At 65.8% G+C, this 12,085-nt stretch carries 12 protein-coding genes; 6 read left to right on the forward strand and 6 right to left on the reverse strand.

What is annotated here, in order from left to right:
* Positions 1–15 precede the first annotated feature (15 nt).
* Positions 16–1,224, reverse strand: a complete 1,209-nt coding sequence (locus RBJ75_RS06790; protein WP_044411918.1) for an MFS transporter — start codon at positions 1,222–1,224, stop codon at positions 16–18.
* A 211-nt stretch (positions 1,225–1,435) separates the two neighbouring features.
* Positions 1,436–1,660: a hypothetical protein gene (locus RBJ75_RS06795; RefSeq protein ID WP_317528818.1), complete on the reverse strand. Its 225-nt coding sequence runs from the start codon at positions 1,658–1,660 to the stop codon at positions 1,436–1,438.
* Between the two features lie 273 nt (positions 1,661–1,933).
* Here RBJ75_RS06795 and RBJ75_RS06800 point away from each other — a divergent pair, with 273 nt between their 5' ends.
* Positions 1,934–3,229: an MFS transporter gene (locus tag RBJ75_RS06800; RefSeq protein ID WP_152647729.1), complete on the forward strand. Its 1,296-nt coding sequence runs from the start codon at positions 1,934–1,936 to the stop codon at positions 3,227–3,229.
* Between the two features lie 124 nt (positions 3,230–3,353).
* Here RBJ75_RS06800 and RBJ75_RS06805 read toward each other — a convergent pair whose 3' ends face one another.
* The 3 genes from RBJ75_RS06805 to RBJ75_RS06815 form a co-directional block, all read right to left on the reverse strand.
* Positions 3,354–4,835 carry an amidase gene (locus RBJ75_RS06805; protein ID WP_044411927.1) on the reverse strand — a complete coding sequence of 494 codons (1,482 nt, stop codon included), beginning with the start codon at positions 4,833–4,835 and terminating at the stop codon, positions 3,354–3,356.
* A gap of 218 nt (positions 4,836–5,053) precedes the next feature.
* Positions 5,054–5,419, reverse strand: a complete 366-nt coding sequence (locus RBJ75_RS06810) for a hypothetical protein (RefSeq protein WP_044411954.1) — start codon at positions 5,417–5,419, stop codon at positions 5,054–5,056.
* Positions 5,420–5,499: 80 nt separating this feature from the next.
* The gene (locus RBJ75_RS06815; RefSeq protein WP_044411930.1) at positions 5,500–6,006 is read right to left on the reverse strand and encodes a hypothetical protein; all 507 of its coding nucleotides are present in this window, start codon (positions 6,004–6,006) and stop codon (positions 5,500–5,502) included.
* A 304-nt stretch (positions 6,007–6,310) separates the two neighbouring features.
* Here RBJ75_RS06815 and RBJ75_RS06820 point away from each other — a divergent pair, with 304 nt between their 5' ends.
* The 5 genes from RBJ75_RS06820 (at position 6,311) to RBJ75_RS06840 (ending at position 9,971) form a co-directional block, all read left to right on the forward strand.
* Complete coding sequence (locus RBJ75_RS06820; protein ID WP_044411933.1) at positions 6,311–6,751, forward strand: hypothetical protein; 441 nt, start codon at positions 6,311–6,313, stop codon at positions 6,749–6,751.
* A gap of 207 nt (positions 6,752–6,958) precedes the next feature.
* Positions 6,959–8,074: a beta-ketoacyl-ACP synthase III gene (locus RBJ75_RS06825; RefSeq protein ID WP_044411957.1), complete on the forward strand. Its 1,116-nt coding sequence runs from the start codon at positions 6,959–6,961 to the stop codon at positions 8,072–8,074.
* Positions 8,075–8,178: 104 nt separating this feature from the next.
* On the forward strand, positions 8,179–8,337 hold the full coding sequence (locus RBJ75_RS06830; protein WP_234707424.1) for a porin: 159 nt from the start codon (positions 8,179–8,181) through the stop codon (positions 8,335–8,337).
* A 181-nt stretch (positions 8,338–8,518) separates the two neighbouring features.
* On the forward strand, positions 8,519–9,124 hold the full coding sequence (locus RBJ75_RS06835) for a CPBP family intramembrane glutamic endopeptidase (RefSeq protein WP_044411939.1): 606 nt from the start codon (positions 8,519–8,521) through the stop codon (positions 9,122–9,124).
* A 94-nt stretch (positions 9,125–9,218) separates the two neighbouring features.
* On the forward strand, positions 9,219–9,971 hold the full coding sequence (locus tag RBJ75_RS06840) for a tyrosine-protein phosphatase (protein ID WP_044411941.1): 753 nt from the start codon (positions 9,219–9,221) through the stop codon (positions 9,969–9,971).
* Between the two features lie 23 nt (positions 9,972–9,994).
* Here RBJ75_RS06840 and RBJ75_RS06845 read toward each other — a convergent pair whose 3' ends face one another.
* Positions 9,995–11,860, reverse strand: coding sequence for a potassium transporter Kup (locus tag RBJ75_RS06845; protein WP_044411943.1), 1,866 nt, complete (start codon positions 11,858–11,860; stop codon positions 9,995–9,997).
* Positions 11,861–12,085: the final 225 nt, after the last annotated feature.

Here is a 12,085-nt window from a genome sequence, read left to right on the forward strand (position 1 = left end):
CGGCACCCATTCGCGCTACGCCCTCGCCGCCTCCATCTCCGCCGTCCGGAACGGCCGGAAGCTCAGCGCCATCAGGAAGGCGCCGATGCCCATCCCCCAGGCGCCGATATAGAGCCAGGCGTAGCTGGCAAAGCTGTCATAGATGAGCCCACCGGCGATCGGACCGATGGCCATCCCGAGGCTGCCCGCCATCGCCAGGCCGCCGATCACGCTGCCCATCATCGACAGCGGAAAGTTCTCGCGCGCCAGCACGGCATAGAGCGGCATGACCCCGGCATAGATGAAGCCGAACAAGGCTGCGACAGCGTAGAACGCCGCAAGGTCGCGGACGAACACATAGGCCAGCGCGCCGAACGCCTGGACCAGCAGGCCGCCCGCCAGCACGCGCCTGGCGCCCAGCCGGTCGCCGAGAATGCCGAAGGCGACGCGGCCGAACAATCCGGCCAGCCCCTCAACGCTGTAGATCGACACCGCCGCCAGCATCGGGATGCCGCAGCTGAGGGCGTAGCTCACCGTATGGATGATCGGGCCGGAATGGGTCGCGCAGCAGAAGAAATTGGTCATCAGCAGGGTGATGAATTGCGGCGAGCGGACCGCGCGGGCGAGTGACATCTCGACTGGTGCCGTCTCGCCTGATTGCGGCGCCTGGCCGGCAAGCGCCGGCGGCCGGCGCACCAACAGTGCTGCCGGAATCATCAGCATCGCCACCACGACAGCCAGGATCTGCAGCGCGGTGCGCCAGTCGTAGCTCGACACCAGCCAGGCCACCAGCGGCGACATCGTCATCGGCGCCATCCCCATCCCGACCGACACCAGCGACACCGCCAGGCTGCGATTTGTGTCGAACCAGCCGGTGACGCAGGCCATCATCGGCGCGAAAATCGCGGCGGTCGCGCTCCCCACCAACAGCCCGAACACCAGTTGAAACTCGACCATCGAGGACGCCCGGCTGGCGAGCGCCAGCCCCGCCGCGACAGCAATCGAACCGGCCAGCACCACTGGCAGCGGCCCGATCCGGTCCGACACAGTGCCCCACACCACGCTGCCAACCGCCATCGCCAGAAAGCCGATCGTCATCGCGCTGGAGATGCCGCTCACCGACCAGCCGGTGTCGCCGGTGATCGGCCGCAGCAGCACCGGCAGCGAAAACATCCCGCCAGCCGCGACGCAGCCCAGCAGCGCGCCGGCGGCGACGATCACCCAACGATAGCGCGACTGTTCCATCCTGTTTCCCCCGATCCGGCCCGCAGGACGAACGAGAACGCCCCCAGCCGACAGCCGGCGCAGGGCGACGGCTCACTTTCAGGTGAGCGGTGTCGCGGCATTCTCGCGGCGGCCCGCAACACAGCAAGCCTAGGAAAGGCCCCCTTGTGCCGTGCCCACGCGAGACTCCGCAAGCCAGGACAGGATGGCCTGCCCCCTACGGTCTGGCTAACTACCCCGAATTCTTCGCGATCTTGTGCGCGAGATGGCCGGTCTCGTGGTCGCGCAGGATCTGGCCCAAGGACGCCTCGCTGAGATGGGGCAGGACGTCGCTGAGCTTTTGGGAGGCCGGATAGCCCGCCGCGAAATACTGGCCGTAGATCTTGCGCAGCGTGCCGACGGGCGTTTCGCCGTATTTGGTGTTGATCGGACCGTTCGCGTCGCGGTGCTTGCTCATGGTGCTCTCCTGTGGTGCGAGCATCCTCCCGGCCACACGCGATGGCAACCGACCCGCCTTAGCCTTTAGGATTAGCAATCCGCTCCGCCCTGCCCGGGATCGGGCCGCGCCTAGCGCCACGAGCTGCCCGGATTGCTCAGTGCAGATCTGCATCCGCCGCCTCAGGGGTATTCCGGGTACCGCGCCCTCCGGTATTGGGCTAAAGCGCGCGTTCCTCGCGGTTGGGCGTCACGCCGTCACGGCCGACCCCATTTCTGACGGATCTGACCCATCATGGACGCGATCAATTATGCGCCGGCGGCCGCCGGCCACGGCCGGCCGTTGAATTCGCCCGCGCAAGTGCTGCTGGCGAGCCTGATCGGCACCACCGTCGAATTCTTCGATTTCTACGTCTACGCCACCGCCGCGGTGCTGGTGTTTCCGACGCTGTTCTTCCCCAACAGCGATCCGACCACGGCGCTGTTGGCCTCCTTCGCCACCTTCTCGATCGCGTTTTTCGCCAGACCCTTCGGCGCCATCATATTCGGCCATTTCGGCGACCGGATCGGACGCAAGACCACTTTGGTCGCCGCCTTGCTGACCATGGGGATTTCGACCCTGGTGATCGGGCTGTTGCCGACCTATCACCAGATCGGCTTGATGGCGCCGCTGCTGCTGGCGCTGTGCCGGTTCGGTCAGGGCTTTGGGCTCGGCGGCGAATGGGGCGGCGCGGTGCTGCTCGCCACCGAGAACGCGCCGGAGGGCAAGCGCAGCTGGTACGGGATGTTTCCCCAGCTTGGCGCGCCGGTCGGGCTGTTTCTGGCCTCCGGGGTGTTCTGGATCCTGCTGCACTTCATGTCGCAGGAGGCGTTGCTGAACTGGGGCTGGCGGATTCCCTTCATCGCCTCGATCGTGCTGATCGCGATCGGGCTGTGGGTGCGGCTGTCGATCACCGAGACCCCCGAATTCCAGCGCGCCATCGACAAGGCCGAGCGGGTCTCGGTGCCGGTGCTGGAAGTGTTCCGGCATCACAAGCGCAGCCTGGTGCTCGGCACCTTCATGGCGCTGGTGACCTTCGTCGCCTTCTACATCTGCACGGCCTATTTGTTGTCCTACAACGTCAAGGTCGCGGGGGTGTCGTTTCGCGACGCGCTGATGGTGCAGATCTACGGCTCGGTGCTGTTCGGCGTCAGCACGATCGCGGCCGGCAAGCTCGGCGACCGCTTCGGACGTCGCTTCTTGCTGCTGGCAAGCACCATCATCTTCGGGCTGTTCTCGTTTGCGCTGGCGCCGCTGCTGGGCGCCGGGCTGCTCGGCATCTACGCCTTCACCACCGTCGGCATGCTGCTGTTCGGCATGAACTATGGGGTGATCGGCGCCGCTTTGGCGGCCCCCTTCCCGACCCGGGTGCGCTACACCGGGTCGTCGATCACCTTCAACCTGGCCGGCATTTTCGGCGCGTCGCTGGCGCCCTATATCGCCACCTGGCTCCAGGCCAATTACGGCATGACTTATGTCGGCTATTATCAGCTCGCGGCCGCGCTGGTCTCGCTGCTATGCATCCTGGCGGCGCGCAAGGGCGAGCTGTAACGGCGCGCGCAGGCGGCGCTGCCCGACCGGCGCCGCGGGCCCGAGTGCGGCCTCGGCGCCCGCCATTCCAAACCGATCTGCGCCGGGTCCCGCCCGACGCATGGGGGAGCCGTCGTCACCCGCCCTACGGCCCCTCGTCGCGGCAGACATGCCGCGCCGGCAGCCTGCCGGCGTTCCACTTGCCGTCGATCGCGCGTTCGATCTGCGCCGCCAATTGCAGCAGCAGACCGTCATTGGCCTGTGCCGCCTGGGCCTGGATGCCGAGCGGCAGGCCGTTCTCCTGCGCCGCCAGCGGCAGCGAGATTCCGGGGATGCCGCACAGATTGGCCAGCGGCGTATAGGCGAAATTCTCCCACAGATTGGCGAACCAGTCGTGCACCGACGGGTTGGCGCTGGTGGTGAGATAGTCCGATGTACCGACCTTCGGCGTCGGCCGGGCGGTGATCGGCGTCAGGATGATGTCCCAATCCTGGAAGAAATCGCCGAAGGCGCGCGACGTGGTGTTGAACACCGCCTGCATCGCGGCGCGTTCGGTGTAGGAGATCGGCAGGCCGGCCTCCCAGATCTTGATGTTGATCGGCTCCAGCCGGTCGACGGGTGGCTGCTGCAGCCCGAGCCGCGCCAGATGGCCGGCGATCACCTGGGCGAAATTGCTGATGTAGCAGGTGGTCTGGGCGGCGAAGGCGGCGCGGAAATCGACCTGCGGCAACGCCCATTCGACGTGGTGGCCGAGCCCTTCGAGCAGCCGGCCGGCGCGCTCCAGCTCGGCGACGAAATGCGGCGGCGCGGAGTAATCGCCCCATTCATGCGACAGCGCGATGCGCAGCCGGCCGGGGTCGCGCTTGATCAGCTCGCCATAGGATTCTTTCGGTGACCAGAACGGCATGAACTCGCCCGGCGCACCGCCGCGGCAGGCATCGACAAAGGCGGCGGTGTCGCGCACGGAGCGCGACAGACAGCCCTGGATCGACACCAGCCCCGAGAGGTCCGACAGGTTCGGCGCCAGCGAGAACACGCCGCGCGACACTTTGAGGCCGATCGAGCCGGTGGCGCCGGCGGGAATCCGGATCGATCCGCCGCCGTCGCTGCCATGCGAGATCGGCAGCACGCCGGCCGCCACCATCGCCGCTGTGCCCGCCGAGGAGCCGCAGGTGGTGTAGTCGGTGTCCCACGGATTGCGGGTGACGTAGAGCGCGTTCTCCGCCGAACTGCAGACGCCGAATTCCGGCGTGGTGCTGCGGCCGATGATGTTGAGCCCGGCATTGCGGATCTTGCCGGTCAGGAAGCTGTCCTGCGCGGGCCGGTTGCCCTGCATGATCATCGAGCCGAATTCCTGCAGCCGCCCCTTCAGCGTCGGGCCGAGATCCTTGATCAGCATCGGCACGCCGGCAAAGGGACCGGCGGGATTCATGCCGTCTTTGGTGGGATCGGCCACCACGTCGTCGAACACCTCGACCACGGCGTCGAGCGCGGGATTGAGGCGGGCGATCCCGGCCCTCGCCTGCGCCGCCAGCTCGGCCGGCGTCAGCTCGCCGCGGCGCACCCGATCGGCCAGCGCCACCGCGTCGTGTTCGGCCCATTCGTCCCAGCTCATCGCCAACGTCATGTCGCCATTCCGATTCGAGATCCGTTGGACGCAGCGTGACCCGGATACAGGCCAGTGCACAATCCGCGACTTTGCAATGCCGCGATCTGCCATCCGCCGGGCGCCGAACCGCGGTCGCGGCGCCGTCAGCGCGCAGCATTCAACCGGTTCGGCGAGGGGGCAAATGATCGTGCATCGGCGCGGGTTCGGTGGGCTTCAGATCGACCGCCCGGTCCGCCTCAGCGGCCGCAATTCCACACCGGCCCGATCGGCGTCTGGGTCCAGCACGGCCCGAGACTGCCGCCATTGTAGCGGCCGCCATAGAAGCCCGGTCGGCCGAGATAATGATGCTCGCCGTCCCACCAGTCCCAATAGCCGGGCGTCGGGTCGATATACCAGGGGCGCCGATCGCGGCGGGCGCGGCGCAGATCGGCGGCCTTCTGCCGCGTCAGCGGGATGGCGTTGTTCAGCGGCTGCTGATAGCCGGGCAGGAAGCCGTAGCCATGCCAGCGCAGCGGCTTGCGCTTGTGATGCGGCGCCGCCTGCGCGGCGGCACACAGCAGCGACAGAATCAGCACAATCGATAGAGATGAAAAACGCGACATCAGCCGACCATAGACGCGCGGTGCGCCGCAGGCCATTCAATTCCCGGTGCGCCAATTCCGGTGCGCGCCAAGGCGCCTGGCTACTTCTTGTCGCCCGCTGCCGGCTTCTGCTTGGTCAGGATCGCGACCAGGCTGTAATCCGGCGTGATGCAGGGCTTGCTGGCGATCTGGTCGTAGATCAGCATATCGCCATCGAGCCGCATCTTGATGTCGTCGATCTTGTCGTCGTCGATCGGGTTCAGCGTGGTCAGCCGATTGCCCTTGACCGATCCCACTTTGGTGTTCGGCTTCAGCGTCGTCGCGGTACCTTCGACAAAGGTGATCACCCCGTCCTGGTCGATGGTGAATTTGTCGATTTCGGTGAAGGTCTGTTTGCCGAGATCCTCGCAGGTCATCTCCGCTTCGCGGACCTCGTAGCTGGTCGCACTGCCGACGAAGGTCATCTTGATGTCGCCGCAGCTATAGATCTTGTCACCCATCTGAAAGGTGCCCTTGCCGACCCAGATCCCGTCGACAAACGCGGCGCCACCGGCGACGGCCGGTGCCCCCAACGCGATCAGGATCGCGGCGCTCAAGCTGAATTTCATCGCACGACCTCCGGCCGGAAAAGGTTTTAGAGTACCAATTATTCCAATGATTACAGTATGTTGACATGATTTCAGCGCTATCGCAAGCCCCCGGGAAGCGCAAGTTGTCCACCCCCCTCCCCGCAGTCCGAACATCGCCGCGGTGCGCGCGCGCCTCGACAAACATCTGCGCAGCGCTCGGCCGCCACCGCGGCGTCGTTGCGTGCGCCCGACTCCTGTGGTCTCACTCCTCACCATCATCCGCCGCGGAGTCGCATTGACGGCATTCAAACGGCAGGCTGATTGCAAACCCAAAGGACCCACCATGTCATTGCGCAACGTTCGCATCTTCGTCGTCGCTCTGATCGCCATGTTCGCCGCCGGCCTGGCGCCGGCTGCTCATGCCGATAGCGGCACCATCCGGATCTCGTTCCTCAAGGCCGGCTGGGTGATCGGCGGCTCGTTCGGCAGCGGCACGTTGCGGTTCCACGGTCGCGACTATCCGCTGTCGATCGGTGGCCTGAGCTATGGCCTGACCTTCGGCGGCTCGCAGACCGAGCTGCATGGCCGGGTCAAGAACATCCGCCGCCCGCAGGATATCGAAGGCGTCTATGGCGCCGCCGGCGCCGGCGCCACCGTGCTGCGGGGCTCGCAGGCCATCGTGCTCACCAACCAGAACGGCGCGGTGCTGGAACTCAGCGGCCAGCAGACTGGCCTGATGGTCAATCTCGACCTCAGCGGGATGGCGCTGTCGCTCAGCCGCTAATCGCCGCGGGCGCCGCGGCTGGACCGCCGCGGCGCCCGGGTAAACTACGGTGGGTCAACAGGCTTGCCGGACGGCGCGAAATCCGGGATGATTTGTCTGGCGTCAAAGCACGCTACCCTGAATCGGCGTCGGATATTGGCATGGGCATTGCGCCTGCGCAGATCCATCGGCCGCCGCGCCCCCTCAACCATCCATCCGGAGTTTACGGTGCGCCCTGCCGTCATTGCCGCTACCGGCCTTCACACCCCGCCCGATAGCATTTCGAATGCCGAACTGGTGGCGGCGTACAACGCCTATGTCGAGCGCTTTAATGCCGACCACCACAGCGATATCGAGTCCGGCCAGATCGCGCCGCTGCAGCCCTCCTCGGTGGAGTTCATCCAGAAGGCCTCCGGCATCAAGTCGCGCTATGTGGTGCAGAAATCCGGCATCCTCGATCCCGCATTGATGCGTCCGGTAATTCCGGAGCGCCCCAATGAGCAGATTTCGATCCTGGCCGAGATCGCCGTCGCCGCCGCCGAGGACGCGCTGACGCGCTGGGGCAAGCCCCGCGAGCGGATCGGCGCGGTGCTGTGCGCGGCGTCGAACATGCAGCGCGCCTATCCGGCGATGGCGGTCGAGATCCAGGACGCGCTCGGGCTCGGCGGCTTCGCCTTCGACATGAATGTGGCCTGCTCCTCGGCGACGTTCGGGATCAAGACCGCGGCGGATTATGTCGCTACCGGATCGGTCGACGCGGTGCTGATGGTCAATCCGGAAATCTGCTCCGGCCACCTCAATTTCCGCGACCGTGACAGCCACTTCATCTTCGGCGACGTCGCCACCGCGGTGATCGTCGAACGCGCCGATCAGGCCGAGGGCGGCTGGGACATTCTCGGCACCCGGCTGAAGACCCAGTTCTCCAACAATATCCGCAACAACACCGGCTTCCTCAACCGCGCCGCCCCGGAGGGCCGCGATCTGCCCGACAAGCTGTTCGTCCAGCAGGGCCGCAAAGTGTTCAAGGAAGTGGTGCCGATGGTGTCGGACATGATCCTGGCCCATGCCGCCGATCTCGGGCTGGACCCGCAGGCGTTGAAGCGGCTGTGGCTGCATCAGGCCAATATCAACATGAACGAGATCATCGGCCGGCGCGTGCTCGGCCGCGAGCCGTCGCCGCAGGAAAACGTCATCATCCTCGACCAATATGCCAACACCTCGTCGGCCGGCTCGATCATCGCCTTCCACAGCCACTCCGACGATCTGGTCGCCGACGATCTGGGCCTGATCTGCAGTTTCGGCGCCGGCTATTCGGCCGGCACGGTGTTCGTGCGCAAGCGCTGAGCGCGCCGGTGCCGGCTGGAAAACGGGCGCCGGCTGCGTTATCAAGGCGGATGCGCCATGGTGTTCTCGCAGCTTTTCTCATCGCGGCATTGCCGGTCTCGGCGATGGCCGACGACAAGCGCGCAACCAAGCCGCCGCCGCGGCAGGTCAAGTCCAACCCCTGCGCCGCCTTCGGCCCGGGCTTTGTGATGGCCGAAGGCACCTCGACCTGCGTCAAGCTCGGCGGCAGCATCAGCGTCGGCGTCGGCAGCCGCACGCGCTGAACGACCGCGCCGCGCGGCGCGCTCGCCGTCGCGCTGATCCCGCGCAGGGAACCCGTCCGCCAGACCGGCATTTAAAAATCCCGGCCACCGACCTCGGGCGATTGCGGGGACGCAAACGTGATCGGCGGCGCGGCGTTCGGCCACACGAATCCAGCCTCCATGATGCTATGTTGACGGTGAGATGACATATTTGCGTCAATTGCGCCCCTTCGCGCCGCTGGTGGGATTTGCGGTCCTGCTCACTCTGCCCGGATTGGCGATCCAGGCGGGGCTGCTGCCGTTCGAATACCGGTTCTACGCCCTGCTGGCGGTGTCGGCGCTGTGCATCGCGCTGTGCCTGCTGGCCGGCTTTTCCTATGTCGAGCTCGGCTTCGGTCGGCCCCATGAACGCTGGCACTGGATCGGCTGCGGCACGCTGACGGTCGGACTGGCGGCGATCATGGTGCTGGCCACAAGGCTGTTCAGCTTCGATCAGCAGCAGCCGGTCTGGCTGAGTTTCGCGCCGTTCTACGTGCTGGTCTCCAGCCCGTGCCAGGAGGTGGTGTGCCGCTCGATCCCCAAGCTGATGACCGACCGGCTGCAGAGCAGCGGCTGGACCTATGTGCTGTATTCGGCGACGATGTTTTCGCTGATCCATCTGGCCTATGGCGACACCGCACTGCTGTTGAACACCTTCCTGCTCGGCGTGGTGTGGGGCATCGCCTATCTGCGGATGCGCAACATCTGGCCGTTGATCATCTCCCATGCGGTGGTCGGAACGCTGGCGTTTTCGCTCGGTCTGGCCTGATCGCGCATTGCGACCGCTGATCGGCGCGCCTGCTTTCATTGCAGCGCAACCCCACCGTCATTCCTTCGCCGCGCCGATGGCGTAAGTTGGTGGCATGCCCGATTCGCTCACGCGCCATCTCGCGCTGGCCGGTGCCAGCAATTTCCGCGATCTCGGCGGCTATCCCGCCCGCGACGGCCGCCTGGTTCGCTGGCGGCGGCTGTTCCGCTCCAGCCACCTCGGCGATCTGACAGTACCGGATATCGAACTGCTGCGCGGCCTTGGCCTGAAAAGCGCGTTCGATCTGCGCGGCATCGAGGAGCGGCTGTCGAGCGCGTGTTGCGACGACACTATCACGGTGCATTCGCTGCCGATCGAGCCCTCGGTTCTGGTGGCGCTGAAGACCCGACTGCTGAGCAGCGAGCCGCTGACGGGCGCCGAGACCGCGGCGCTGATGCGGGAGTCCTATCGCGGCTTTGTGCAGGAGAACACGCCGGCATTCCGCACCTTGTTTACACATCTGCTTCGGGACGACGGACCTTTGGTGATCCATTGCACCGCCGGCAAGGACCGCACCGGTTTCGCCTGCGCGCTGATCCTGAACGCGCTCGGCGTGTCCGAGGACCTGGTCGTCGAGGATTATCTGCTGACCAACCGGCACTACCGGATCGATCCGGCGACGGCGCGCAGCATCGATCTGCCCGATGACGTCAAGGCGGTGCTGATCTCGGTCGAGGGATCGTTCCTCGCTGCCGCATTCGAGGCGGTCCAGGCCAGCTATGGCGGTGTGGACGCCTATCTGGCGGACGGGCTCGGCATCGGCCCGCGCGAACGCGCGGCCCTCGAGCAGCGCTATCTGGAATCCTAGCCGACGCCCCGGCCGCAGCGGCTTCAGATCTCCAATTGGGTGCCGAGCTCGACCACGCGCTCCGCGGGAATCTTGAAGAAGATCGTCGCCCTTGTGGCGTTCAGCGTCATGAAGGTGAACAGCCGCTCCCGCCACAGCGCCATGCCGGGATTGAGGCTCGGCACGAAGGTTTCCCGGCTGAGGAAGAACGAGGTCGACATCATGTTGAACTCGTGGCCGAACTTCTTGCACAGCCTCAGCGCCTCCGGCACGTCGGGGGTCTGCATGAAGCCGTAGCGGATGGTCAGGCGATGAAAGCCGTCGCCGAGATCGGTCATGTCGACCCGCTCCGATTCCGGCACATAGGGTGTCTCCGCGGTCATCACCGTGGCGAGGATGACGCGCTGGTGGACGGTCTGGTTGTGCTTGAGATTATGCAGCAGCGCCGGCGGCACGCCGTCGGCGGAGGCGGTGAGAAACACCGCGGTGCCGCGCGCGCGGGTGACCGACGAGCCCAGCGCGCGCATCACCACGTCGAGCGGCACCGCTTGCTTTTTCAGCTGCTTGCGCACCAGCGAGCGGCCGCGACGCCAGGTCGTCAACACCGTGAACGACACCAGGCCGATGACCAGCGGAAACCAGCCGCCTTGCGCGACCTTGATAATATTGGCGAAGAAGAAGGCGACATCGATCAGCAGCAGCGTGCCGGACACCGCCGCAATCGCCAGCCAGTGCCAACGCCACATCAGCGCCATCACAAACGAAACCAGAATCGTGTCGATCATCATCGTGCCGGTGACGGCGATGCCGTAGGCGGCCGCCAGATTGCTCGATGATTGGAACCCGATCACCAGCGCCATCACGGCGATGTACAGCGTCCAATTGGTGAACGGCACGTAGATCTGGCCGGCTTCCTCGCCCGAGGTGTGGACGATCGTCATCCGCGGCAGCAGCCCGAGCTGAATCGCCTGTCGCGCCACCGAATACGCCCCGGAGATCACCGCCTGCGAAGCGATCACGGTGGCGAGCGTCGCCAGCCCGACCATCGGCATCACCATCCATTCCGGCACCAGCCGGAAGAACGGGTTCTGGATCGCCGTCGGCTGGGTGATCAGCAACGCGCCCTGGCCGAAATAATTCAGCAACAGCGCCGGCAGCACCAGACCGAACCATGCAAGCCGGATCGGGAATTTGCCGAAATGTCCCATATCGGTGTACAGCGCCTCGCCGCCAGTCACCGCCAGCACCACCGAACCCAGCGCATAGAAACTCATGACCGGATGAGCGACCACGAACGCCGCCGCATAGGTCGGGCTGATCGCCGTCAGCACCTCGGGTGCCGCCGCGATATTGATGATGCCGAGCACCGCCAGGGTGGCGAACCACAGGCACATCACCGGCCCGAACAGCCGGCCGACCAGGCCGGTGCCGCGCTTCTGGATCATGAACAGGCCGGTCAGCACCACCGCGGTGATCGGCACCACATAGGGCGCCAATTCGGGGGTCACGACCTCGAGGCCTTCGACCGCGCTCAGCACCGAGATCGCCGGCGTGATCATGCTGTCGCCGTAGAACAACGCCGCGGCGGTCACGCCGAGCAACATCAGCGGGTAGTAGACCCGGCGGCCCTTGGTCAGTTCGGTGACCAGCGCCAGCAGCGCGAGGCTGCCGCCCTCGCCGTGATTGTCGGCGCGCATGATGACGATGACGTATTTCACCGTGACCAACAGCATCACCGTCCAGAACACCAGCGACAGTACACCGAACACATTGTCTCCGGTGACCGGGATCGGATGGTGGCCGGCGAAGGTTTCCTTGAGCGCGTAGAGCGGGCTGGTGCCGATGTCGCCATAGACGACGCCGATCGCGCTGACGACCAGTCCGACACCCTTGTTCTTTGGTGCGCTCATCGTCCGCCTCTGGCGTGCATCAAGGGTTTGGCCAGGGAAAGCGTCGGCCGCGAACCAGCGTCGAGGCCGTCCCGACGGCGCATCGGCGCTGCAGCGCGCGCGATCCCGTCGCCATTCGCTTCGACTCTGGTCGTGTCATTCCACATCGGATCGGCTTCTTGTTGAGCTGGATCATGGCGGCGGCTCGGGCCCCGATCCGGCGCTGGACAGGTTTCGATAGACTGA

Source organism: Rhodopseudomonas sp. BAL398 (genome assembly GCF_033001325.1).
Classification (GTDB): Bacteria; Pseudomonadota; Alphaproteobacteria; order Rhizobiales; family Xanthobacteraceae; genus JARJEH01.